We start from the raw sequence: 23395 nt of genomic DNA, 5'->3' as shown, positions 1-23395 counted from the left end.
ACCTGTGTCCGTTCCGGACATCGCCGCACGTGATGGCAAAGGCTAGATCGCGCTCTGGAGAGCAAGATTGATCTGGCGCGAATTCAGCGCGCGCTACGTAATACTCCTCAGCGATCTCCATCGGACCGGACAAGACCAAACCCCGGCTCAAGGCCGGGGTTCTGTCATCACACAGGCTGGAGCGCCGGATTCAGCGACGTCCGACCCGGTTCACCGGGCCGCCGCGATTCATTGGTGTTCCGGGCCGCACTGCTTCGCGGGCGGCTGCACGGACGACCGGTCGCGGCCTGAGCACGACGCCGGGTCTTGCGACGCAACTCGGCGGATAGTCGACGTACTGGCAGTACACCACCGCTTCTGCCGGGCCACTGCTGACCGAGAGCACCAGAGTGGCCAATGACGCACTCAACGCCAGTGCGCCAAGGGTGGCTGATCTGAAGAACTTGGACGACGACTTCACGAGGACCTCCTGTTTCGCGGCCGCAAACAGCACGAGGTGAGGCTCAGCGACCATATCCATTTCTGGCCATGAAGGGCTGTGGGCCTCACCGCGAACCTCAGTAGCAGGGTGGATACGGATAGTACCCACATGCTCTCGGATACCGGTACGTACCATAGGCCGCAGCTCCCGCGGCGGCAGCACCGTAATAGGCGCGGCGATGCACCCGGCGATTGACCCCCGCCACGCTCATCGGCGTCAGCGGTCGCCCGACCCTGGCCTCGGCACTATCCAACGATATGGTGACCAAACTCGTCGATGATGGTTGAAGTGACAGCGGCGTTACCATGAAGATCGATGCAGCCGCGATCAGTCCAAGACGCTTCGCAATTCCCGTCATGCTCGTCTCCCAATTTGCTGGTGATCGAGCGTAAGCTGAGTTCATCCCGTCGCTGGACCGTTGATGAAGATCAACAGAATTCAATTGAACCGGCGGGAAGGGAGCGAGGGGTGCCGGGCATCGTTCAGCTAGGCTGGACGCCCGCACACCGCCTCGACCGAAGCGATGAGCGAACTTGGGTTGAAAGGCTTGTTCAGATAAGCCGCACAACCAGACGTCATCGCCGCTGACCGGCAGTCTTCGCTGTTGTTACCGGTGACGAAGATGACGGGCACTTCGATACCCTTGGCCGCCAGCTGACGGCGCAGATCGATTCCGGATTGGCCAGCCAGATCGATGTCGAGAACGATGCAAAGAGCCTGATCATAGTTTTGATGCTGAAGCAGCGTCCCGGCTGAGTCGAACAGCGTGGCGTCGTAACCATGCTCGCGGAGAAGCCGCTTCATGCTTCTTCGGAAGGACGGGTCATCGTCGACCACGTAAATTGATCTGCCTGCAAGCACGATACCCGGCCTTCTTTCGAGACGAGCGGAGGCAGCGCGCCCCGCAGCCCGTCCTCGCGCATTGCGCGCCTTGAAAGGTCGTCCGGTCAATAACCTATGATATTGGCCCTTCGTACAGGGTAGCGGCCACGCGGGGCTGCGGGCGCAAACGCCTAGTCCCTCGAAGCGTTCGCATCGATCAACCCAAGCCGCTCGGCGATCGACACGAGTTCTGCGAACGAATGAACTCGCATCTTCTCCATGACTTGGTGGCGATGCGCCTTGATCGTCCGCTCCGTCGTTCCGAGCTCGTGAGCGATCTGCTTGTTGATCTTGCCACGCACAATGAGGTCGAACACCTGCCGCTCCCGCGGCGTCAGCGACGACAGGAGAGCCCGAAACCCACTGAGCTTGGTTCGCTGGCTCTGCGCGGCATTGTGCCGCGCCAGAGCGCGCTTAATGGCGTCGATCAGCTGTTCCGATGACACCGGCTTCATTAGGAAATCCTCGGCACCGGCCTTGATGGTGCGCACGGTGGTTGCCGTATCAGCGTACCCTGTGACAAAGATGACCGGCAATGCCGAACCAAGATCGTTCAACCGGCTTTGCAGATCAGGACCGCTCAGTCCCGGTATCTTGACGTCGAGCAGCACGCAGGCGGGCTTCTCTCCGCTTGGGAGATGATCGAGCAACTCCTCCGCCGATGAATGTACGACGACTTCGTAACCTGCCAGCCGCAGCCGGCGCTCTATCGCCGTGCGAAACGAAGCGTCGTCATCCACCACATGAACAAGGCCGGGCAATTCTATCTCCTAGCCGCCGTATCGTTGCAGCGCGCTGCTTGCGCGGTACGCCAGTTCAAGGCGCTTAGATCGGAAGGCAATCCGTTGCTCTGAACTGCCTCCTGCTTGGCGAAACACCTCAAATCGAAACCTCGCTTCACGCCGTGCAGATCACTCGTCGGCCATCTCATTCCGCGCACGCCCCTTGCACCCTTGTCCCAAAGTACAATGTCCCCAGAGACAATGGACGGGAATATCCTCTTTAGTCGTAAATCAACCTCAACGGGAGTGGGATAGCGCGGCGCATTCCCCGAATGGAACTCTGATCTGAGACCAATCCAGCATCCGTTGGGGAGTTGGCCCATGTTCGTGCGCATCACAACCGATCCCACCCACCGCCCAAATTCGCTTCGCGACCTCGGAATGACCAGCGGCTTGAATCCGGCGGTTAGTTTAAGCGAATTTTCTTACAAGAAAGGGACTGAAATTTACGGCGAGAAGGAGCCTGCCGATTACGTGTATCAGGTCAAGACGGGTGCAGTGCGAAGCTACAAGCTCCTGTCGGACGGACGGCGTCAGATCGGCGCGTTTCACCTTGCCGGCGACATCTTCGGACTGGAGAACAGCGATTCGCACCGCTTCACGGCGGAGGCGATTGTTGACACCACCGTCCGGTTGATCCGCAGGCAAACCCTGAAGCTGGTGGCCGACAGCGATCCTGTCGTCGCCAACAACCTGCTCAGCATGACGACGAATAACCTTCAGCATGCCGAAGATCACATGCTGCTGTTGGGCCGCAAGACGTCGCTGGAACGGGTCGCGGCCTTCATCCTGGAGATGGACCAGCGGCTGACCGGGGCTGACGTGATCGCGCTACCGATGTCACGACGCGACATCGCCGACTATCTTGGCCTGACGCTGGAGACCGTGTCACGCGCCCTGTCCCGGCTCCACGAGTTCGGGATCATCGACTTTGTCGGCAACACACAGCGCCAGATCGTGCTGTCAGACCGTCGGAAGCTCGCCACTATCGATCTGCAGGGCTAACCCCGGAAGCGCCGATCGCGGCGACGTGCTCGAGCGTCTTGCGCAGAACTTCGAACAGCACGGCGGTTGACCAGCCGAATAACAGAATGCCATTCATGGCGGTCATCGGTCCGGTCAAGCGCCATGCTTGATGCGGCGTGATATCGCCGTAACCCAGCGTGGTGTAATTGACGAAGGCAAAATAGAGCAGATCCGCTTCCGCTGGCGCAGCGCCGAGGATCAAATAGGCCAGCGCCCAGACCAGAACCTCCAGCGTGTGCGCGAGCATGAGCACTGCTGCAGTCGCGACCATCACCGCCATCAGGTGCAGCCTTGGTCGGCCCGTGTGCTTCAAGCCGGCGGTCCGAGCGATGCCGATGGCACCGACCGTCACAATCGCGTGGATCATGATGTTGATCGCGCTGACGAGACCGCCAGCCAGGATTTGGATTGTCATCCGAACCGAACGCAGCTCAGCCAGGCTTGCGCGAGATCGGGTCGAGGCGCTGTCTTTGTGCTCTCATGCGTTTGATCTCTTTTTGCAGCGCTTCGGTCTTCTCATCGCGCTGTTCCGACCCGGTTTTCTGCAGTTCGTCGCGACGCAGCTTTTCGAGCGCCTTCTCAACCGAGAGCTTGGTCGTACCGGCCATGATATTGTCCTCGTTCCCTCGTTTCCGATAGCGATGCTGCTATCTCGCTAGTCCTCCGAACCAGGCGCCGAAATAGCCGGCATAGAGCGCCGGGATTTCGAGGTTCATCGAATGTCCGACACCGGGCACGATCACCAGCCGGCAGTCCGGCATAGCGGCCGCCATGGTCCTCAGGTCAGCCGGCGGGATCCACCCGTCCCGCTCTCCCCACAGCACCAGGTGCGGATGCCGGATTTCGGCCATCCGATGCTCCAGCTCCTTGCTTTCCCACTCCCGGTTGAGATTGACGGGTGTGCCGATCCAGATGCCCTCCGAGACGGTGAAAGTCTGCTCGAGGATGCGCTCGAACAGGCGCGGGATGTCTCCAAGCCCCTCTCGAAATCGCGGCATGGTGTTTGGCGCAAGACTGTCGGGAACGAACAATGAGGAGGCCGCGGTGGCCATCACCGCCCGCGTCACCTCCCTGCTCGCCATCATCGCCCGAAACACGTCGATCTGACCGGCATTGAAGGCCATGCCCAGCGGCGTAACGGGATCGAGCGCGAACACCCGCCCGAACCGTTGCGGTTGCATCAGCAGCATCCGCGCAGCGATGATGCCTCCGGTGGAATGCGTGGCGAGATGGCAGAACTCGATTCCGAGCGCATCGAGCGCGGCCAGCAGATCCTGCGCATGCTGCTGCATCGAATAATTGACATAGTCGGCAGCCGGCTTCGGCCGCTCGCTGTCACCGCAGCCGCGCCAGTCGATCCCGATCACGCGGAGCCCCGAGGGAAACAGCGGCGCGGCGAGTTCGATCCAGTCCTTGCTGGCAAGGTTGCCGTGGACGAACACGACCGTGACGTCGCCTCGTCCCCACTCCCGCCAGCCCAACTGGACCTCGCCCGCCTGCACTCTTGGCATGATCGAGGTCCTATTTGTTCAGGCCGGCGGTCGGCGCCGCGCCCGGGGGCGTCGGCGCCACCGGCAATGCCGAGACAACGGCGCCCTTGATCATGCGATCCGTGCCCATCGGGGAAGAGGTGTCGACCGTTCCCCTGGTCACGAAATCCACGACATCGGCCGGAAACTCCACCGGATTGTCTGTGTGGATGAAGTGCCCGGTCTCCGGGTAGATCTTCAAAATCGGCCGGTTGCCCGCATTGGTCATGCGCGACATGAAGGGCGTGATCGCGTCGCGGCCGAGATCCGTCAATCCGTTGAATGCCGGCGTCGGAATGAACGGCTCCTTGTCACCGAACGAGAGAAAGATCGGTGCCTTGATCTGCGTGAGCCGCTCGTAGAGGTTCTTCGGATCATCCTGCTGCAGCTCGGCGCCGATGGTGTAAATGTCGTAGATGAACACGTTGCACCACTGTTCAAGCTCCTTCGGGTTTCCCTTGATCAGACCGACGCGCTGCTCGGTGTGGAAGCGGGCATATTCGCTGTCGCCGAAGAAGTAGCCGCTCTTGGCCGCTGACACCACGTTGGTCTCGGGGTCGCGCTTCTTGAAATAGAAGAAGTCACGGACACTCTGCTCCGAACGTTTGATTTCGGCGTCGAGGATCCCGGTCGGGCCCCAGGTTGCCTTCCACTTGTCGAAGTCGTGGTCAAAAGCCTGATCGAACAGTCTCGCCTTCTTGTCCTTCGCGATGGTGATGTCGCGCGGATATTCCTCAAGCCCGGAAGGAGCCTCGAGGGCGAGACCTTGGACCGCATCGGGCCAAGTCAAGGCGTAGCCCATCACGAACTGGCCGCCGAGCGAATGGCCGAGGTAATAGGCTTTTTTGACGCCGAGTTGGTTGACGACGAGGTCGTAGATCACCTCGCGCATGTCCTGCATCGTGCGGGCCGGGCTCTTGTCGAGATTGCCGGGACCGGACATGCCGTAATGCGGCAGGTCGGGTGCGATCACACGCAAGCCGCTGCGTAGGGCGTATTGCATCACGTTGCCGTAATGCCCGGCGAAGGCGCCCTTGCCGTGGATGATCACCAGCACCTTGGGGTCTTTTTCGGAGCCGGCATATTCATCCATGTAGCCGATCTGCCAGGAGTTGCCGGTCTCGTCCTTGGCATTGGCGTATTTCACCGGATAAGGATAGGTCACGAAATCCTTCCAGAAGGACTTCTTCGGATCGATGTTTTCCGCTACGCCGGGGACCCGGTAGTTCTTGTCCTCGAACTTCTGCGCGCGATCCAGCGCCGCGACGTCATCCATGAAGGCGACGAACTTCGGGTCGTTCTTGCGCTGGTTGATGATCGGGAACACGCCGTAATGCGCAACCGGGCTTTCCTGGGCGATGAGGTCTGCGCCGGGGACGCGGTCGACCGCCTTCTCGGCCAGCTTGAAGTTCAGCCAAAGGTCGTTGGTGATGTGCATCACCAAGGTGCGCGAGCGAATGCGGCCGAGATAGGGATTGATGTTGTGGGTCTCGCCAACCCGGTTGCGCCAGACGAGATCGACGGCATCGTAGAGCTTGGCACGATTGGTGACGTTCAGCCCCGCCTTCTCGTTCGGCGGATCCCAATAGAAGATTTCCGGCTGCACGGCTTTCCAGTTCTGGCTCGTGCGGAAGGCAAAGTCGTACCCAGTCATGCCCAGGATCGACCAACCGAAAGCCACGCCTGGCACCGGGTGCTTCTCCTTGGGCAGCTTGTAATAGTCGCCCTTGGTCGCCTGCCAGACGGGATCGGCCTCGATCGCGGCCGTCATCATCTGGAAGGTCCAGTTGCCGACGGGATCATCGCCATCCGATTGCGTGGTACCGCCGATCGGCATGATCGCGCTGACATATTCCGGATGCATAACGCCCCAGACATAGGTCTGGGTGCCGCCCATCGAGACGCCGGTCACCAGCGCCGCGCGAGCGATCTTCAGGCCATCGTGCAGCATGCGGTAGTTCGCCTGCACCATGTCGTAGTAGCTATATTGTGGAAACTTGATCCCGAGCCCGTCGGACGGCTTGCTTGCACCCCAGGTGCCGAGCGGATCCACCATGACGACGTAATAGCGATCGGTATCGATCGGCCGACCGGGGCCGATGATCGGCACGCCCCCGGACAACGCTGCGCCCTTGACCCACTGCTCATACATGTCGGTGGAGTCGCCGGAATAGTAGGAGTTGACGATCACAGCATTGGTGATCTCGCCCGCCGCGTTGCGGCGGGCATTGCCGATCGCGATGTAGGCCGTCCGCAGCTTGCCCGCGCCCAGCGATTCCAGGGTGACGCCGCCCTCGCCGCCGTTCTCCCATTTTGAGGGATCGGAGAGATCGTACTTGCCGCCGAGGCGGAAGTTCGCGATTTCATAGGTCTTCTTCAGCTCGTCATGCTGCATCTGCGACGAGCGGCGCGTGAATGGCTGGGGAAGCGCGAGCGAAGTGCCGATCAGCAGCACCACCACACTCACGAGAACACGGCGCATGGCCTCGCTTCCTTTCATGGCGATATCCTCCGGCAACTGTTCTGATCAAAGGCTAGGAGCGGCTGCCCGGCATCCTTTGACTTAACTCAACGGATTGCGGAAGTTCTGACCGAGGATGTTTCGGCACCAATTTACCCGCGGATCGCCGCAATGCCCTTCCTCAACCATGGCTCGTATCGGATCCGCTACGAGCTCAACGGCCCATCCGACGCGCCGGCCTACGTACTGGTGAATGGTCTGACGCAATATGCCGAGCTGTGGGCCGCCTATCGCGATGCGCTCATCGCTCGCGGCTTCCGCGTCGCAACGTTCGATCTGCTCGGTCAGGGCGAGTCCGACAAGCCCGCACTCTTCATCAGCCAGGACGATCAGGTTACGGCCTTGCACCTCCTGATCCAGGAGCTTTGCAACGGGCCCGTATTCCTGAGCGGCATCAGCTTCGGCGGTCTGATCGCGTTGCGCTATGCCATCGCGCATGGCGATCGATTGGCCGGGCTGGTCCCGATGAGTTGCTTTGCCGAGCTCCCGCCGCAACTGTTCCTGCTCGGCAATGCGCTGCGCACCGGCCTGATCCTTGGCGGCACCAGCTACCTGCAGGACCTGCTGCTGCCGATGAACGTCTCCGATCAATGGCTGGCACCGGTGCTGGACAGGCTCGACAGCGTGAAGAGACAGGGCTGGCTCGTGAACGATGTCTACGCCCTGCAGAACCTGATGGAATCCTTCCTCGACTTCCAGCCGCTCACGCCGCAACTGCCATCGATTGGCATGCCCACAATGATCCTGAACGGCGAGTTCGACTTCCTCACCCCGCGCGCGCTGCACGAGACGTTGCGTGTTCAAATTCCCAACAGCTCGCTCGTCATCATTCCGCGGGCTTATCACGCCTTCACGCTGGAGAAGCCGGCGCTGACGGCCGATCTGCTCGCCCGCTTCGCGGCTGACGTGATGGCGGGACGCTGGCACGGCAACAAGTCGGTTTGGATCGCCCCGGAAGAGGCCGGCGGCGAGCTCATGCCGTTTCCTGCCGGTTACGATCATCTGCGCGCAATCCCGGTCACGGGAGCGGTCGCATGAGCGCCTTCTTCGGTCCACTCGATGCCAATGGCCGCGTGCCTGCCCGGCAGCAGACCCGCGTCGCGAGCTTCCTGATCTCGGCCCATGGTGCACTTGCGCGGCGCTTCGCGCTTGCCCTCCCGCTGCGGCTGGAATCAGCCTGGCAGACCGAGCTGAACGCGCAGTTCTACAACGAGTCCGAGATCGTCTCGCTGCTCCTGCGCGCCACCTCTTGGACGCCGGACCTCGCCCTCGGCTATCTCGCCACGGCCTGGGAGACCACCTGGTTTCCTGCGGCCGTAGATGGCTTTCCGGATCAGTCGCTGGCGCTCGCCGTCGACCTTGCGACTTTCGCCCACGCCGTTCATGCCGGCATCCGGCCGGCGGCTCTGCTGCCGGTCGAGGCGAACGCGAACGATCCTTTCGTGATGGCGCTGCGGCGCGTCGAGTTCGAGAGTGGCCGGCTGTTGCAAGCGCAAATCATATTCCTGAAGGGCGAAAGCCTCGTGCCGTTTCGCGATGCCGTGAGCTCCGCGCTCGAACGGCGCCACGCCGAGGTGCGCAAGCTATGGCGCGAAATGCTCGCGAGCATCGACATTTCGAGCGACGAAAATGGCGCGAAGTCTTGACTCAAGTCAAAGGACGACGCTGACCGCACGCCAACATTCCGCCGACGAACTGACCGGAGCTCCGATCATGAGGGCCGTATCCGTCGAAGAAGCCGTCGCGATGATCCCGACCGGCGCGAGCCTCATGGTCGGCGGCTTCATGGGCGTCGGGACGCCGGAGCGCCTGCTCGACGAGCTGGTCCGACAGAAGAAGAGCAATCTCACGATCATTAGCAACGACGCGGCCACGCCGGGCAAAGGGGTCGGCAAGCTGTTCGATGCAACGCTGGTGTCGCGGCTGACCGCCACCCACATTGGCCTCAATCCGAAGGCACAGCAGCAGATGCTGACAAACCAGGTCGCCGTCGATCTCATTCCGCAAGGCACCTTTGCCGAACGCATTCGCGCCGGTGGCAGTGGCCTGGGCGGCGTGCTCACACCGACCGGCGTTGGCACGCTGGTCGCGGAAGGCAAGCGCCAGATCGAAGTCGACGGCAAGCCATATCTGCTCGAGACCGCGCTGCGTGCGCAATTCGCGCTGGTGCATGCCTTCCTCGCCGACTACCTCGGCAATCTTTCATATGCGCTGACCTCTCGGAATTTCAATCCGGTGATGGCCATGGCGGCCGATACGGTGATCGTCACCGCCGAGCACATCGTTCCCGTCGGCGTCATTGCGCCCGACCACGTCATGACGCCGGCGCCGCTTGTCGACTATCTCATCACCAATTCCAACGGATGAACTCATGGACGCACAGGAGATCATCGCCCGGCGTGTCGCGCAGGAGCTCAAGCCCGGCAATCTCGTCAATCTCGGCATTGGCATTCCGACGCTGGTTGCCAACTATGTCTCGCCGGACTTGAAAGTGTTCTTTCAGTCGGAGAACGGGCTGATCGGCACTGGACCGATTCCCGAGCAGGGACTGGCGCACCCCCTGCTCACTGATGCCGGCGGCCGGCCGATCAGCGCGCTGCCGGGCGCAAGCACGTTCGACAGCGCAATGTCTTTTGCGTTGATACGCGGCGGCCATGTCGATGTCACCGTACTCGGCGGCCTGCAGGTTGACGCAGGCGGCCATCTTGCCAACTGGATGATCCCCGGCAAGATGGTACCAGGCATGGGCGGCGCCATGGATCTGGTGGCCGGCGCTAAGCGCGTCATTGTCGCCATGCAGCATGCCGCAAAGGGCAAGTCGAAGATCGTCAAGCAGTGCAACCTGCCGCTGACGTCCAGCCGAGCTGTAAGCCTGGTGGTCACCGACCTTGCGGTGATCGGCTTTCCCGACGGCAAAGCGGCGCTGATCGAGACCGCCCCCGGCGTCAGCGTCGGCGAAGTCATGGCGGTCACGGAAGCTGAGCTGGTTGTCGGCGACAGCGTCCCCGAAATGAAGATTTGAGCGGGCCAAGCAAGATGCGAATATTCAGCGACTTCAAAGAGATCAAGGCGGCCGTCGGCACCGAGATCGGAGCGAGCGACTGGATCGAGATTACCCAGGAACGGATCAACCAGTTTGCGGAAGCGACTTGCGACGAGCAATGGATTCACGTCGATCAAGAGCGTGCCACAAAGGAGATGCCGGGCGGCAAGACCATCGCCCACGGGTTGCTGTCGCTCGCGCTCGCGCCTCTCTTCATCCGATCGGTGATCGGCCTGAAAGGATTGCGCAATACGTTGAACTACGGCGCGGATCGGATCCGCTATCTGGCGCCCGTGCCGGCTGGATCCAGATTACGAGGACGCGTGACCATTGCCGAAGCGGAGGACGTGCCGCCCGACGGCTTGCGCGTCAACTATCATCTCGTGATCGAGATCGAAGGCGGCACGAAGCCGGCCTGTATCGCCGAGCTGATCGCGCTGCACTATCGGTAAGTGCTGGCGCGATCAGCGCGCCATCCCGTTGTTCAATCGATGATGTGGTAACCGCCATCGATATAGAGCACTCCACCCGTCATGAGCTTGGCACCGTCGAGCGCCAGGAATGCGGTGGCATTGCCGACATCGTCGATGCTTACGAGGCTTCGTGCTGGCGCCTTCGATTGCGCCTTGTCCATCAGCTCATCAAACTCGGGGATGCCTGAAGCCGCCCGCGTCGCCAATGGTCCTGGCGAAATCGCATGCACGCGGATGCCCTTGGGACCCAGTTCGGCCGCCGCATAGCGGACCGCCGATTCAAGCGCAGCTTTCGCCACGCCCATGATGTTGTAGTTCTCGACCACCATCTGGCTGCCATAATAGGTCATGGTGAACATCGTGCCGCCGTTCTTCATCAGCGGCTCGGCCAGATGGGCCATGCGCAGGAAGGACCAGCAGGAGACCTCCATGGTCTTGAGGAAGCCCTCGCGGCCGACGTCCACGACGCGGCCATGCAGTGCTTCCTTGGGGGAGAAGGCGATCGAGTGCAGCAGGAAGTCGAGCTGCCCCCACTCCTTTGCGATCCGTTCAAAGACCTGCTCGGTCTGCCCTTCAACCATGACGTCGAGCGGCATGAAGATCGGTGCCTCCAGCGCCTGCGCCAGCGGCTCGACGTGCTTCTTCGCGCGGTCATTCAGATAGGTCACGGCGAGTTCGGCCCCGAGCGCCCGAAACGCCCCGGCGCAGCCCCAGGCGATGGATTGGTCGTTGGCAATTCCGACGACGAGCCCCTTCTTGCCCTTCAGGGCAACCTTGGTCTCGGGATAGACGGGAATCATGACACCCTCTCCTGCTTGGAGTTGCTCGATGGCGTGTTCATCAGCAGCGACAGCGTATGCTGCGCGATCATCAGCTCTTCGTCGGTCGGGACCACGTAAACCGGAATGAGGCTGCCGGGCTGCGAGATCAGTCGCGCATGGCGCGAATTTTGGATCGGATCCAGCGTCACGCCGAGCCAACCGAGCTGCTCGGCCACGCGGGCGCGAATGGTTGCGGAATTCTCGCCGATCCCGGCCGTGAAGACGAAGGCATCGAGACCTTGCAGAGCCGCCGCCAGCATGCCGGCGTTAAGGCCAATCCGATAGGCGAAATAGTCGATCGCGAGCTTGGCCTTGGGGTCCTCACTCTTCTCGAGCTCGCGCATGTCGTTGCTGACACCGGAAAGGCCCCTCAACCCGCATTCGCGGTACAGGAAGTCCTGCACGCCTGCGGCCGACATCCCCTTCTCGGCCAAGAGGTAGAGCACGACACCGGGATCGAGCTGGCCCGGCCGCGTTCCCATCGGCAGGCCGTCCAATGCGGTGAAACCCATGGTGCTCTCGACGCTCCGCCCGTCCTTCATGGCGCACATCGAGGCGCCGCTGCCGAGGTGAGCAACGACTACCCGGCGCTTCGCAATCTCTGGCGCAACGCTCGGCAGGGCCCGCGCGATGTATTCATAGGACAGGCCGTGAAAGCCGTAGCGTCGCACGCCCTCCGCATGAAGCTGATGCGGGATCGCATAATAGTCCGCCAGGGCACCATGCGTGCGATGAAATGCGGTGTCGAAGCAGGCGACCTGCGGCAGCGCCGGAAAATTCGCCAGGATCGAGCGGATCGGCGACAGATTGTGGGGCTGGTGCAGCGGGGCGAGATTGGTGAAGCGCTCCAGCCGGGCCACCACGCCGTGGTCGATCAGGACCGGCTTGTCGTGATCCGGACCGCCATGCACCACCCGATGCCCGACCGCGATCGGGTGGATACGAAGCTCCTCGCGCAGCCACGCGCCGGCAACGCCCATCGCAGTTGAAACGTCCGGCACCGCTTCGATGGGATAGGCGCGGTCGGCCAGGGGATCGCCCGCCGCGCCGCTTGCCTTCAGCCGCGGACGGCTGCCGATGCCATCCATCTGGCCCTTGATCTGTCGCCGCAGCCGACCCTCGCCCTCCACCGAGAAGATCTGGAACTTGACACTGGAAGAGCCGGCGTTGACGACGAGGATGGTATCCATGGCGGTCATGCGGCTATCGTAGGAGCGCGCTGGCGGCGCGCGTTCGCGTAAAGCGATGCCACTGCGCAAGAGGCCATTCGCGCGCGCGGGGTATCGGCTCGCGAAGTCAGAACCACCGGAACGCGGGCGCCGAGCACGATGCCGGCCCCATCGGCCTTGGCGAAGTAAGCAAGATTCTTTGCCAGCATGTTGCCGGCCTCGAGATCCGGAACGACCAGGATCTGCGCCCTACCGGCGACCTCGGACTTGATGCCCTTGATGCGCGCCGCCTCGGGGTCGATCGCATTGTCGAAGGCCAGGGGGCCGTCGAGCACGCCACCGGTGATCTGGCCGCGATCAGCCATCTTGCACAGCGCGGCCGCCTCGATGGTCGAGGGAATCTTCGAAGTGACGGTCTCGACCGCCGACAGAATGGCGACGCGCGGCGCCTTGCCGAAGCCGGCCTCCACATAGAGATCAATCGCGTTCTGGATGATGTCGCGCTTGGCATCGAGGTCGGGGAAGATGTTGATTGCAGCGTCCGTCACGAACAAGGTCTCGGCATAGGCCGGCACGTCCATCACGAACACGTGGCTGATGCGGCGGTTGGTGCGCAGGCCTCCGGCCTTCGCGGTGACGGCCCGCATCAGCTCGTCGGTGTGCAGGCTGCCCTTCATCAGCAGTTCGCCCTTGGCGGCGTGGATCAGCTCGACCCCTTTGGCGGCAGCGTCCTCGCTATGCGCGGCGTCGACGATCTCGAAGCCCGAAATGTCGAGACCGAACTTCTTGGCGGTCTCCCTGACCTTGCCTTCGGGGCCGACCAGGATGGGCCGGATGATCCCGGCTTGTGCGCTGTCGACCGCCCCCCGCAGCGAGGTCTCGTCGCAGGGATGCACCACGACAGTCGGAGCTGCAGAGATGGCCTTGGCGGCCGCGATCAGGCGGTCATATTTGCTCGAGAACTGCGATTGGCTGGCATCGGCCGACATGATGTTGCTCCCGATCCTTTTGACTGCCGTTACGACGCTCTCGCCTGATCGAAAGGGGCGACGTTGGTCGCGCTGCCCTCCCCCACCTCGACGCCGAGAAGCGTGGCAATCCGCTGGAGGCGGTTCGCGCGCTCGCCGGTCACCCCGCCGCTGGCGGAGAGCACCTCGTGCATGGATGCAACCAACGCCCGGCGCTGATTAACGTCATCGGGCAACAGCTTCGGAATGGAGGCGAGTGCACCCTCCTGATCCAGCAGCAGCATGAAGAACTGCTCGCGAACCAGCATCTTGAACTCGGCCAGCGACAGGCGAGGCCCGCCATAATCGCGCCGCACGCGGCGCAGCGCCTCGATGCTGCGCTCATCGACCATCCCGCGGGCCGAGCCGATATAGAGCAGGCTTCGGATGGCCGCCTCGCGAGGGCCACCCTCGCCGATCCTGGATTTCAGCTCGACAATCCGCTTCTCGAGCATCGCCCGGTGCTCGGTTGGCATCTCGCGCCGGCGTGAGACCTCCGATGTCGGATCGATTCCTAGCGCCGCCTGCAGAGCCGGCGATCCATAGACGTTCAGGAAGACCGTTTCACTCAGCGCTTCCGTTGCGTCGCGCCAGCTGTCGAGCGCGTGCACGATCTGCTTGGACATCTGCTCCTGGAACGCCAGGAACGGATTGTCCTTCGCCGCCGGCTTGCGCGTGTCCTCTATCTCTTCCGCAGCGGACTTCACCGTCGCCATCAGCGGATTCTTGCTGCTGAAGGCTTCGTACTGCAGCCGCAGCGGATGCAGGTTACGCATCGTTTCCGCCAATTGCGGGCTCACGACCTTCTTGATCCAGGGCTGGACGAACTTCCGGTACGCCGCCAGGTTGATTTCAGAGACGCGCTTGGCGGCGGCGAAGCGACGCTCGTCCTCCGGCGAATTGCCGCCCATGGCCCGGATGTCATCAAGCGTGCGCGCCTCACAACGCATGACCCACTTGCCCACAACCAGATCCGAGCTCGTCGTCTCCTCGTCCTTGGCCTCGAAGGTTGCCTCATAGAGTCCCGGCGGCAGCACGTCGATCAAATCGATGTTCTCGGAGAATTCCGCATGCTCCTTCTTGGCGACGCCACCGGAGACGAAAATGCCAAGATGTCCGACGCTCTGGTGGACGGTATAGACGATGGTCTGGCCGTAAGCCCTGATCTCGTCGACGTCGGCGTAACAATCGAGAATCCAGTCCAGCGCCTGTTGTGGGGGCGTGACGTTGTCGCCCTCAGAGCAGAACACCAGAATAGGCGATCGGATATTGCGAAGATCGACCTTCTTGCCGTCGGACATCTCGATCTTGCCGGCGGCGAGATTGTTGCCGATGAAGAGTTCGTCGACGATGAACTGAATTTCTTCCGCGTTCAGATTGACATGACCGCCCCACCAACGTTCGAATTCGAGGTACCGGTCAGCTTCGGTATCGACCTTCGAATAGACGTTGTATTGCTTGGTCCACAACGTGTTCGAGGGATTCTGGTTCTCGAAATTCTGCACCAGCCAGGCGCCGTCGAACTTGCCCGCGCCGAGGTCGCTGGTGAGCGCCGTCAGCCAGCTGCCGCCCAAGAGCCCGCCCGAATAGCGCATTGGATATTTGCCGTGCACACCCGCCCAGTAGGCGAGCGGTGCGCCGGCGATGATGATCGGCCCGAACAGCTCCGGGCGCAACGATGCCAGAATCATCACGGCCCAGCCGGCCTGGCAGTTGCCGATCACGCAGGGTTTGCCGTCGGCTTTCGGATGCAGGCTGATGACTTTCTCGATGAACAGCGCCTCGGCGCGGGCAATGCGCTCTATCGTCTGTCCCGGCATCGGCTCCGGCAGGAAGCCGATGAAGTAGCAGGGATGGCCCGCCTTCATCGCGACACCGATCTCGCTGTCGGCCTTGAAGCCGCCGATTCCCGGGCCGTGTCCGGCACGCGGATCGACCACGATGAACGGCCGTCGCTCAAGGTCAATCTCGACTCCCTTGGGCGGAATGATGCGGACCAGCGCGTAATTGACCGGCTCATCGAGCCTGCGGCCGTCGATGATCAGTTCGGCGGCATACTGCAGAACGTGCGGAGCCGTCTGCGCCACGTGCTCGCGATACTGGTCGCCGCGTCGGCGCATGATGTCCAGGAACAGCACACTGCGCTGTCCTGCGTCGACCAGATATTCGACCGCCGAAGCAACGAGCCCGGACAGAGGGCCGCCCGGCAGATTTGGAGTTTCCATCGACATGTTCCGACCTCTCTTGTCCGCGCATTCATTGAGAGCCCGAGGGCGGACGGGATACGTTGACTTAGGTCAACGGTCGACCTGATCGGGGGCTACGCCGCCACGACCCGCATCAATCCATGCCACCATCAATTCCCAGGCGACCGACAAGACGATGGGTCCGATGAACAGGCCGACGATGCCATGCGCGAGCGTCCCGCCGATCACACCGACCAGGATCACCAGCGTCGGTGTGGTCAGCCCGCGGCCCATCAGCAGCGGTTTCAAGACGTTGTCGAGGAGACCGACGGCAACCAGAAACAGCGTCAGCAGAACTGCCGTGGTGACGTCCTTGGCAGTCCAAATCCAGATGATCACCGGCAGCATGACGACCGCGGCGCCGATCTGCACGATTGAAAGCAGCAGCACGATGAACGCCAGAAGGCCGGCGATCGGAATACCGGCCAGCTTGAAGCCGATACCGGCGAGCAGAGCCTGGATGACCGCGATACCGATCACCCCCTGGGCGACCGCACGGATGGTTGCGCCCGCCAACTCGACGAAGTGCTCGCTTTGCTCGGGCACGATCCGCGACAGGAGCTTGCGTCCCGCCACCACAAGCAGCTGGCCATACGGCAGCATCAAGCCGGCGACGGCGACCGCCAGCAGAAACTTGATCGCGCCAATGCCGGCATCGCCCGCAAGCCCCAGCAGCGTTCCGGCCAGCGGCTTCAGGTAAGGGGTCACTTGGCGCAGCACCGAGCGAATGTTGGACGATGCCTGGTCCCAGAACTCGTAGAGTTGCGATCCCAACAGAGGCCAGCTCTTGATCGACTCCGGCGGCGACGGAACCTTGAACTCTCCGGCCGATAACTGCCCGGCAAAATCCTTGATCCCCTCCACCGCGCCGATGCCGAGCCACGCCGCCGGCCCGATGAGGATGGCGAGATTGATTGCGGTGATAAGCATCGAAGCGAGCTTCGGCCGGCCGCCCAACATCTTTGCGAACCTGACGAAGACGGGGTTGAACGCGACGGCGAGCACGACGGCCCAGGCCAGGATGGTTCCAAACGGGCGCATCAGAACGAGCGTCCAGACGATCAGCAGCGCCAGCAGTCCGAGGCGGATGACGAGCCGGATCAACTCCTCGCCCTGGAGAAGCTGACGGAGCGTCCTCACGAGCGCACCTCGCGATCATCTTTCTTGAGCCAGATGTTGATGCTCACCAGCAGCACCCAGAATGGAAAGACGACAAGGCTCCAGTCGATGTAATAACTTCCGATGAGAAGGACGGCGGCAACTCCGTACCCGCCATAGGCCAGCCAGCGCGGCGTGAGGCCCGTGTAGAGGGCGATGGTCGACGTCGTCATCATGAACACGGAGGCGGTCTTGACGAGATAGATGTTGACCATTCCGTAGGCCAGACCGCGGCCGAAATGAAAGGTGGCGGAATTAATCAGCACATTCGGCGCCGCGTGGAAGGCCAGAATGACGGCGCCGATGACGGCCGCGGCGGCGAACAACATCGCGAGCATTAGCACGGCGCTGCCGAAGAAGATCGTCGCGAAAAACTTATCCTCGCGCTCGCCGAGCCGGTCGCGAAGAAAGCCGACGAACCACAGGAACGCCACGCCCGCGAAGGGCACGAGGTTCAATGCCAAGGCGACGTTGCGGGTGCCCCCGTGCAGCCACGCACCCGGTTCGAGCGGATCGGCCGGCACGGAACGGCGCATCAGCCAGAACACCGCGAGCAGCAGCAGGGAAAACAGGATCCCCGCCGCGGCCGCCACGCGCGGGGCGCGCAATTTTGCTCGGGTCAATCCGGCGGCTTGCATGATCACGAGACGGCCCGCCCTTTTTCGTCCGAGGCTGTCGGGCCCGCCACGCCGTGGAGATGCGACAAGCCCAGACCCTGCCGATCCTCGATGCGGGCCGCGGCGCGGTCCTGCGCATCGAAGCTCGACCGCTCGATCCCGGAATCGAGATGGCCGAGATAGTCGCGAACGAGTTTTGCGTGCTCCCCGCGGGCGCAGTCGCCGAGCTCGGCAAGCGCGGCGCGCAGCCGGCGCATGACCTGGATGGAGGTCGACCCGAATTGGCGGATTTCGTCGAAAGCCAGCGCGAGATAGTCCTCCCAGGTCGGCATCCGGTAGATCACCCTGAGAACGCCGTTGTCGTCATAGGCCCGGCACGCCTCCAGATCACATTTGGCCAGCCGCCGCAGCATATCCTCGATCTGGTCGATGGCTTGCACGGCCGTCGTCGGGTCGTTGATGGCGGGGGACAGCGCCTTGATCGCGACATCGACGAGAAGCCGCATCGCATATTTCGGGTCCTGCTCGAAAGTGCGCTGCTCGTCGAGATGAACGCATGCACTCAGCTCCTTCTCCATCGCGAGGCTATTCGCTCCGTGAGCATGCAGGATCACGCTGTCTTCGAGCAGCGTGTCCCCGACGCCGCACTCCATCATGATGAGACCGTCCATGCGGCGGGCATGGCCGACCAGCCCGGCAATGTCGATCGACGTCACCGACTGCGGATTGCCGACATGCTTGACCGTCAGCTCCGGCGCAGGGGTTGGTTGTTGCGCCGGCGCGGCGTTGCCGGACGTCCGCCCTGGGACCGCCTGATACGTGGCGGCGATGACCTGCCGGCCGATATCGCCGAGCGCCTGCAGCACCCGGATGATCTGGAGATTGTTCAAACGCTGGACGAGTTGCGCAAGCATCAGCACGCTGGCGACCAGCATGGCTGCGACGATTGCGGCCGAGAGAAACGGCACGCCTTGAACGCCGCCTTGAGCACCTTGGCGATCGACCCAGGCCAGCGTGGCGAGACTGTACATGAAAGTCGCAACGAACATGCCGAGCGAGTGAAACAGCAGCCGGTCGCGTGCAAACCAGACCACGAGGCGGGGCGAATAGACCACGGCGTTGAACTGGACCAGCACGAAGGCGATCGAGAACACGATGCCGGTGAGCGCCATCATGCCCGAGGCGACGGCCGACAAATAGGCCTGTGCGGAGGAGGTCGACAGATTGAGGCTGACGGCCAGGAACGTCGCTTCCAGGCGCGGCACCAGAAAGCCGGCCGCGACGCTCGCAATCGCATAGAGCGTGGGGATCAGCCAGAGCTGCATGCCGCTACCTTTCACGATGCCCGAATGCCGGCCGGGCGACCCGGCCGGCGACAGCATCCCCGCGCTTGTGGGCGGGTTTGTTGATCCTGATCAACAATGCGTGACGCAAGCGTGGATCAATGCGCGCTCATCGGACGGACGCCACGCTCGTCGCGACGCCGCGCTGCGCGCGCAACGAAGATTCTGAGTCATGAATTCCGCCGCCGATCACGCCTCCACCTTCGAGACCGCCACCAGCCACTGGATTCACCTCGTCGGCATCGGCACCGAGATCTTCGGCGTGTTCATCATCGTCGTCGGGATCATCTGGTCGGCCCGATACATCTTCGGGCGGGACGTCGCGTCGCGCTATGACCGCTACAAGACCAGCATCGGCCGATCGCTGTTGCTCGGCCTCGAAGTGCTGGTGGCGGCGGATATCGTGAAGACGATCGCGATCGAGCTGACCTTCGTGAGCCTCGGCCTCCTGGCCGGATTGGTCGTGGTCCGCACCTTTCGCCGAAAGATGTGGAAAGCCATTGCGAGCGACATCCTGTGCAGCAGTGATGTGTCGCAGCGCTGTGCAGCAGCGCCCCAGCCAGGCCGGATTTGTCAGCAATTTCAGGGGAAGCGGAGCCTCTGGCTGGGGCGGGAGGGATCGAACCTCCGAATGGCGGAATCAAAATCCGCTGCCTTACCGCTTGGCTACGCCCCATCAGGCGACGAACGGAACGGGCTGGCACCCGCAGATTCCGTGTCGTTCGCTGCCGGTCTATAGGGAGCGGCGCGGCATTTCAACCGCCTGGAGGGGCAAAATACCACAGCCGCCGGTCCGGGACGCGCCACACCTTATTATGGCCCCGTCAAAGGTCCGATGCGGTCCCGTATCGTGCCCATTGAGACCTCCCCCGTTTCATGGGAATACGGCGCCAACGATGTCCACGGGGAGTGAGCCATGACCTACCGCGCGCCGATCTCTGACATGCTGCTGTCGCTCAACCATGGCGCCGGCCTGAAGGCCGCGATGGACGCCGGCCATTACGGCGATTTCGACGGCGACATCGTTGCCGCCGTGCTGGAGGAGGCCGGCAAGTTCGCAACCGACGTGCTGGCGCCGCTCAACAAGGTCGGCGACGAGCACGGCATCAAGCTCGATTCCGGCAAGGTCACGACCGCGCCGGGCTGGCCCGATGCCTACAAGCGCTGGACCGAGGCCGGTTGGAATGCCGTGTCGGGCCCCGAGGATTTCGGCGGCCAGGGCCTGCCGCTCGCCATCAACGCGGCCTGCACGGAGATCTGGAGCGCCGCCAACGTCGCCTTCGGCCTCTGCCCGCTGCTGACGGCCTCGGCGATCGAGGCGCTCGATGCGCATGGCAGCGAGGAGCTGAAGAAGATCTACCTGGCAAAGCTGGTCACCGGGGAGTGGACCGGCACGATGCAGCTGACCGAGCCGCAGGCGGGATCCGACGTCGGCGCGCTGCGCACCCGCGCCGAGAAGCAGGCCGACGGCACCTATCGCATCAAGGGGACGAAGATCTTCATCACCTATGGCGAGCACGACATGACCGACAACATCGTGCATTTCGTGCTGGCGCGCCTGCCGGACGCACCCGCCGGCACCAAGGGCATCTCGCTGTTCCTCGTACCGAAGTTCATGGTCAACGCCGACGGCTCCCTCGGCGCGCGCAACGACATCTTCGCCTCGGGCGTCGAGCACAAGCTGGGCATGCACGCCTCCCCCACCTGCACCATGACCATGGGCGACCATGGCGGCGCGATCGGCTTCCTGATCGGCGAAGAGAACCAGGGCATGCGCTGCATGTTCACGATGATGAACCAGGCCCGCCTCGGCGTCGGCCTCGAGGGCGTCGGCGTCGCCGATCGCGCCTATCAGCAGGCCTTGTCTTACGCGCAGGAGCGCAAGCAGGGCCGCGCAGTCGGCAAGAAGGGCGACGGCTCCGACGCGATCTTCGTCCATCCCGACGTCAAGCGCATGCTGATGCGGATGCGGGCGCAAACAGCTGCCGCACGGACCATCTGTTACGCGACTGCGGTTGCGATCGACGTCTCGACGCGCGCCAAGGACCCGAAGGTGCGCACTGAAGCGGCCGCTCGCGCGGCGCTGCTGACGCCGATGGCGAAGGCCTATTCCACCGATATCGGCAACGAGGTTGCCTATCTCGGCGTGCAGGTCCATGGCGGCATGGGTTTCATCGAGGAGACCGGCGCTGCGCAGCATTATCGCGATGCCCGCATCACCGCGATCTATGAGGGCACCAACGGCATCCAGGCCATCGACCTCGTCACGCGCAAACTCGCGGCCAATGGCGGTGCTTCGGTGTGGGCGCTGCTCGACGAGCTCGCGGCGACCGTCAAGCAGGTCGAGGCCTCCAACGATCCTGGCTTCGGCACCACGGGTGCGAAATTGCGCGAGGCGCTGGAGGCGCTGACCCGCACCAGCAAATGGCTGCTGGAACGCGTCGCCTCCGCACCGAACGAGGCGCTCGCAGGTGCGACGCCGTATCTCCAGCAGTTCGGCGCGACGCTCGGCGGCTGCATGCTGGCCTCCGAAGCACTCGCAGCGAAGGCCGACGGCAATCCCGACGCATCGCGCTACGTCTCGCTTGCGCGCTTCTTCGCCGAGAACATCGCGGTGCAGGCGGGCGCGCTGGAGCGGACGGTGACGGAGAGCGCGGAGTCGGTCGCAGCGGCGGATGCGGTGCTGTTGGGGTAGCTGGTCGGGTGTCGATCCCGTCATCCCCGCGCAACCGCGAAGCGGTTGTCGCTGGAGATGCTCGCGGAGCGAGCCTCGAAGGATGAGCGGCCGAGATGCAGGCGGGCCGTCGCCCTTCGAGGGCCGCCGAAGAAGCGGCCACCTCAGGGTGACGGTGATAGTGTGGGCGAATCTTCCAGTCTCTTCCCCGGCCGCCACAGCACGACGCTTGCCGCCACCAAATCCAGCATCACGCACAGCGCGAATGCCGTCGTGTAGCTGCCGGTGAAGCTCCGCACTAAGCCGACAATACCGGGGCCGAAGGCGCTGATGATGCCGCTGATCGAGGTGCCCAACCCCATCGCGGCGGCGAAGGCGGCGAAGCCGATCTCGCGCTGGATGATCAGGGGCGGGAACGTGATCATGTTGCCGATCGAGAAGCCGTAGATGGCGCAGCACGCAAGCAGCACCGTGGGGCTGGTGCTCTGGAGCAGCACGAACAGCGCGGCCCCCTGGCTCGTCATCGATACGGCGCAGGCGAGCCTCGGATCGAGCCGGTCGACCAACAGGCCGAGCGAGAGGCGCCCCACCACCGCCATCGCCGCCATGATGGTGACCGCAAGACCTGCGGCGGCGCGCCCGATCAGCGGTTCGAGAAACGTCACCTGGTGGATGATGAATCCCATCTGCGCCAGCAGCGCGATCGCGATCGGCAGCACCATGGTCCAGAACGCCGGGTTGGAGAGCAGTGTCCGACGCGACGTCCGCGCGGCCTGCCCGTCGGCGGTGAAGCGTCCGCCCGCTGCCGGCGACATCTGCGCCGGCCAGCCGATGAAGATCACGACCACCGGCAGCACCAGCACCAGCATCGCCAGGGTGGCCACCAGCATCGCCGAACGGAAACCGATGCTGGCGCTCACCGACAGCAGCAGCGGCACGAGCACGATGCCGCCGCAGGTCGCGCCGTTGAAGGCGAGGCTGAGCGCGAGGCCGCGCCGCCGCTCGAACCAGGAATTCAGCAAAGTCGCGATGACCACCGTGCCCATGCCGGTCCAGCCGATCGACATCAGCGCATAGGCGAGATAGAGCTGCCAGGGCGTCTGCATCAGCGCCAGCAGCACCGTCGATGCGCCAAGCGCCGACAGGCCGCACAGGATCAGCGAGCGCAGCCCCATGCGGGCGAGCAGATCGTCGGTGAAGATGACGAGCACGGAGGTCAGGAGAAACGAGAACGTGCTGGCCGCCGAGACCAGCGTGCCCGGCCAGCCATGGGCCCGCTGCAGCTCGGCGAGGTAGACGCCCTGGCCGTACAGGCCGAAGCCGAACATGAAGAAGGCCATCAGGAAACAGGCCAGCACGACGCGCCAGCCGCGATAGTGCAGCGAGGATTCGTCAATGCGCGTCGTGGCAATCATCAATCGAGCAATCGGCCAAATGGAACGCCATGAGGTGCAATCGTGCCTCACAACCACTAGTTTTTCAAATGAATCATTGTAGCCATTTGTTGCAATGCGCAACTGCCTATGCGAAGCGATACAGGGCGGCATGATCAGGTGCGGTGCGGTTCCCGGACGGAAGCGACTCGTGACAGCGGTGTCATGCGCCTCTTCACGGGATCGTCGC

At 63.1% G+C, this 23395-nt stretch carries 21 protein-coding genes, 1 tRNA gene and 1 pseudogene; 8 read left to right on the top strand and 15 right to left on the bottom strand.

Translation table 11 applies throughout. From position 1 onward, the window contains the following. Positions 1–967: 967 nt before the first annotated feature. Positions 968–1318 carry a response regulator transcription factor gene (locus HYH08_RS30970; RefSeq protein WP_502789123.1) on the bottom strand — a complete coding sequence of 117 codons (351 nt, stop codon included), beginning with the start codon at positions 1316–1318 and terminating at the stop codon, positions 968–970. 176 nt (positions 1319–1494) lie between these two features. Next, the gene (locus tag HYH08_RS30965; RefSeq protein ID WP_220013618.1) at positions 1495–2124 is read right to left on the bottom strand and encodes a response regulator transcription factor; all 630 of its coding nucleotides are present in this window, start codon (positions 2122–2124) and stop codon (positions 1495–1497) included. A 342-nt stretch (positions 2125–2466) separates the two neighbouring features. On the opposite strand from HYH08_RS30965, the gene HYH08_RS30960 reads away from it, so the two are divergent. Continuing rightward, positions 2467–3150 carry a helix-turn-helix domain-containing protein gene (locus tag HYH08_RS30960; protein ID WP_220013617.1) on the top strand — a complete coding sequence of 228 codons (684 nt, stop codon included), beginning with the start codon at positions 2467–2469 and terminating at the stop codon, positions 3148–3150. Here HYH08_RS30960 and HYH08_RS30955 read toward each other — a convergent pair. From HYH08_RS30955 to HYH08_RS30940, 4 genes are read right to left on the bottom strand one after another with little or no spacing between them, the layout of a single operon-like run. Next, positions 3131–3586: a potassium channel family protein gene (locus tag HYH08_RS30955; protein WP_220013616.1), complete on the bottom strand. Its 456-nt coding sequence runs from the start codon at positions 3584–3586 to the stop codon at positions 3131–3133. The two genes, HYH08_RS30960 and HYH08_RS30955, sit on opposite strands and share 20 nt — an antisense overlap. A gap of 16 nt (positions 3587–3602) precedes the next feature. Continuing rightward, positions 3603–3779, bottom strand: a complete 177-nt coding sequence (locus tag HYH08_RS30950) for a hypothetical protein (RefSeq protein WP_220013615.1) — start codon at positions 3777–3779, stop codon at positions 3603–3605. 39 nt (positions 3780–3818) lie between these two features. Next, positions 3819–4682 (bottom strand): alpha/beta fold hydrolase, encoded by an 864-nt coding sequence (locus HYH08_RS30945; protein WP_220013614.1) that lies wholly within the window; start codon positions 4680–4682, stop codon positions 3819–3821. Between the two features lie 10 nt (positions 4683–4692). Next, positions 4693–7200, bottom strand: a complete 2508-nt coding sequence (locus HYH08_RS30940; RefSeq protein WP_220013613.1) for an alpha/beta hydrolase — start codon at positions 7198–7200, stop codon at positions 4693–4695. Positions 7201–7332: 132 nt separating this feature from the next. Here HYH08_RS30940 and HYH08_RS30935 point away from each other — a divergent pair, with 132 nt between their 5' ends. The 5 genes from HYH08_RS30935 to HYH08_RS30915 all read left to right on the top strand — a co-directional run bounded on the left by HYH08_RS30935 (position 7333) and on the right by HYH08_RS30915 (position 10716). Then, positions 7333–8259: an alpha/beta fold hydrolase gene (locus tag HYH08_RS30935; protein ID WP_220013612.1), complete on the top strand. Its 927-nt coding sequence runs from the start codon at positions 7333–7335 to the stop codon at positions 8257–8259. Continuing rightward, a complete protein-coding gene (locus HYH08_RS30930) occupies positions 8256–8867 on the top strand; it encodes a hypothetical protein (RefSeq protein WP_220013611.1) in 612 nt (203 codons plus the stop codon). The genes HYH08_RS30935 and HYH08_RS30930 overlap by 4 nt, the downstream gene beginning before the upstream one ends. A gap of 67 nt (positions 8868–8934) precedes the next feature. Continuing rightward, on the top strand, positions 8935–9588 hold the full coding sequence (locus tag HYH08_RS30925; protein WP_220013610.1) for a CoA transferase subunit A: 654 nt from the start codon (positions 8935–8937) through the stop codon (positions 9586–9588). 4 nt (positions 9589–9592) lie between these two features. Next, a complete protein-coding gene (locus HYH08_RS30920; RefSeq protein WP_220013609.1) occupies positions 9593–10243 on the top strand; it encodes a 3-oxoacid CoA-transferase subunit B in 651 nt (216 codons plus the stop codon). A 14-nt stretch (positions 10244–10257) separates the two neighbouring features. Beyond that, positions 10258–10716 carry a MaoC family dehydratase gene (locus HYH08_RS30915; protein WP_220013608.1) on the top strand — a complete coding sequence of 153 codons (459 nt, stop codon included), beginning with the start codon at positions 10258–10260 and terminating at the stop codon, positions 10714–10716. 32 nt (positions 10717–10748) lie between these two features. On the opposite strand, the gene fabI is transcribed toward HYH08_RS30915, so the two are convergent. From fabI to HYH08_RS30880, 7 genes are all read right to left on the bottom strand, one after another. Beyond that, positions 10749–11537 carry an enoyl-ACP reductase FabI gene (gene fabI, locus HYH08_RS30910; RefSeq protein WP_220013607.1) on the bottom strand — a complete coding sequence of 263 codons (789 nt, stop codon included), beginning with the start codon at positions 11535–11537 and terminating at the stop codon, positions 10749–10751. Beyond that, positions 11534–12748 (bottom strand): acetate/propionate family kinase, encoded by a 1215-nt coding sequence (locus HYH08_RS30905; RefSeq protein ID WP_220013658.1) that lies wholly within the window; start codon positions 12746–12748, stop codon positions 11534–11536. The genes fabI and HYH08_RS30905 overlap by 4 nt, the downstream gene beginning before the upstream one ends. A gap of 5 nt (positions 12749–12753) precedes the next feature. Beyond that, on the bottom strand, positions 12754–13716 hold the full coding sequence (locus HYH08_RS30900; protein WP_228748187.1) for a phosphate acetyltransferase: 963 nt from the start codon (positions 13714–13716) through the stop codon (positions 12754–12756). 29 nt (positions 13717–13745) lie between these two features. Continuing rightward, entirely contained in the window at positions 13746–15965 is a 2220-nt protein-coding gene (locus HYH08_RS30895) for a DUF3141 domain-containing protein (protein ID WP_220013606.1), read from the bottom strand. Between the two features lie 66 nt (positions 15966–16031). Next, a complete protein-coding gene (locus HYH08_RS30890) occupies positions 16032–17120 on the bottom strand; it encodes an AI-2E family transporter (protein ID WP_220013605.1) in 1089 nt (362 codons plus the stop codon). Further along, on the bottom strand, positions 17117–17776 hold the full coding sequence (locus HYH08_RS30885; protein ID WP_220013656.1) for a hypothetical protein: 660 nt from the start codon (positions 17774–17776) through the stop codon (positions 17117–17119). Before HYH08_RS30885 ends, HYH08_RS30890 begins: the two co-directional genes overlap by 4 nt. 2 nt (positions 17777–17778) lie before the next feature. Next, entirely contained in the window at positions 17779–19137 is a 1359-nt protein-coding gene (locus HYH08_RS30880; protein WP_220013604.1) for a DUF2254 domain-containing protein, read from the bottom strand. 133 nt (positions 19138–19270) lie between these two features. On the opposite strand from HYH08_RS30880, the pseudogene HYH08_RS37915 reads away from it, so the two are divergent. Then, positions 19271–19516, top strand: a pseudogene (locus HYH08_RS37915) (DUF1622 domain-containing protein); the annotation flags it as partial. 183 nt (positions 19517–19699) lie between these two features. Here HYH08_RS37915 and HYH08_RS30870 read toward each other — a convergent pair. Continuing rightward, a tRNA-Gln gene (locus tag HYH08_RS30870) sits at positions 19700–19774 on the bottom strand. A 240-nt stretch (positions 19775–20014) separates the two neighbouring features. On the opposite strand from HYH08_RS30870, the gene HYH08_RS30865 reads away from it, so the two are divergent. Beyond that, positions 20015–21793 carry an acyl-CoA dehydrogenase family protein gene (locus HYH08_RS30865; RefSeq protein ID WP_220013603.1) on the top strand — a complete coding sequence of 593 codons (1779 nt, stop codon included), beginning with the start codon at positions 20015–20017 and terminating at the stop codon, positions 21791–21793. A gap of 143 nt (positions 21794–21936) precedes the next feature. Here the strand turns inward: HYH08_RS30865 and HYH08_RS30860 are convergent, their stop codons facing one another. Beyond that, complete coding sequence (locus HYH08_RS30860) at positions 21937–23187, bottom strand: MFS transporter (RefSeq protein WP_220013602.1); 1251 nt, start codon at positions 23185–23187, stop codon at positions 21937–21939. Between the last annotated feature and the right edge of the window lie 208 nt (positions 23188–23395).

It is taken from the genome of Bradyrhizobium sp. BR 10289 (genome assembly GCF_019455385.1).
Classification (GTDB): domain Bacteria; phylum Pseudomonadota; class Alphaproteobacteria; order Rhizobiales; family Xanthobacteraceae; genus Bradyrhizobium.
The sequence above is the reverse complement of the archived record's forward strand: the minus strand, read 5'-3'. Positions and strand labels throughout refer to the sequence as shown.

Bases quoted from the DNA above. Each gene is read 5' to 3' on its own strand.
- HYH08_RS30925 (WP_220013610.1), top strand. From the start codon at position 8,935: ATGAGGGCCGTATCCGTCGAAGAAGCCGTCGCGATGATCCCGACCGGC.
- HYH08_RS30950 (WP_220013615.1), bottom strand. From the start codon at position 3,779: ATGGCCGGTACGACCAAGCTCTCGGTTGAGAAGGCGCTCGAAAAGCTG.
- HYH08_RS30930 (WP_220013611.1), top strand. From the start codon at position 8,256: ATGAGCGCCTTCTTCGGTCCACTCGATGCCAATGGCCGCGTGCCTGCC.
- HYH08_RS30945 (WP_220013614.1), bottom strand. From the start codon at position 4,682: ATGCCAAGAGTGCAGGCGGGCGAGGTCCAGTTGGGCTGGCGGGAGTGG.
- HYH08_RS30900 (WP_228748187.1), bottom strand. From the start codon at position 13,716: ATGTCGGCCGATGCCAGCCAATCGCAGTTCTCGAGCAAATATGACCGC.
- HYH08_RS30895 (WP_220013606.1), bottom strand. From the start codon at position 15,965: ATGTCGATGGAAACTCCAAATCTGCCGGGCGGCCCTCTGTCCGGGCTC.
- HYH08_RS30885 (WP_220013656.1), bottom strand. From the start codon at position 17,776: ATGCAAGCCGCCGGATTGACCCGAGCAAAATTGCGCGCCCCGCGCGTG.
- HYH08_RS30865 (WP_220013603.1), top strand. From the start codon at position 20,015: ATGACCTACCGCGCGCCGATCTCTGACATGCTGCTGTCGCTCAACCAT.
- HYH08_RS30935 (WP_220013612.1), top strand. From the start codon at position 7,333: ATGCCCTTCCTCAACCATGGCTCGTATCGGATCCGCTACGAGCTCAAC.
- HYH08_RS30940 (WP_220013613.1), bottom strand. From the start codon at position 7,200: ATGAAAGGAAGCGAGGCCATGCGCCGTGTTCTCGTGAGTGTGGTGGTG.
- HYH08_RS30955 (WP_220013616.1), bottom strand. From the start codon at position 3,586: ATGACAATCCAAATCCTGGCTGGCGGTCTCGTCAGCGCGATCAACATC.
- HYH08_RS30905 (WP_220013658.1), bottom strand. From the start codon at position 12,748: ATGGATACCATCCTCGTCGTCAACGCCGGCTCTTCCAGTGTCAAGTTC.
- HYH08_RS30960 (WP_220013617.1), top strand. From the start codon at position 2,467: ATGTTCGTGCGCATCACAACCGATCCCACCCACCGCCCAAATTCGCTT.
- HYH08_RS30860 (WP_220013602.1), bottom strand. From the start codon at position 23,187: ATGATTGCCACGACGCGCATTGACGAATCCTCGCTGCACTATCGCGGC.
- HYH08_RS30880 (WP_220013604.1), bottom strand. From the start codon at position 19,137: ATGCTGTCGCCGGCCGGGTCGCCCGGCCGGCATTCGGGCATCGTGAAA.
- fabI (WP_220013607.1), bottom strand. From the start codon at position 11,537: ATGATTCCCGTCTATCCCGAGACCAAGGTTGCCCTGAAGGGCAAGAAG.
- HYH08_RS30915 (WP_220013608.1), top strand. From the start codon at position 10,258: ATGCGAATATTCAGCGACTTCAAAGAGATCAAGGCGGCCGTCGGCACC.
- HYH08_RS30920 (WP_220013609.1), top strand. From the start codon at position 9,593: ATGGACGCACAGGAGATCATCGCCCGGCGTGTCGCGCAGGAGCTCAAG.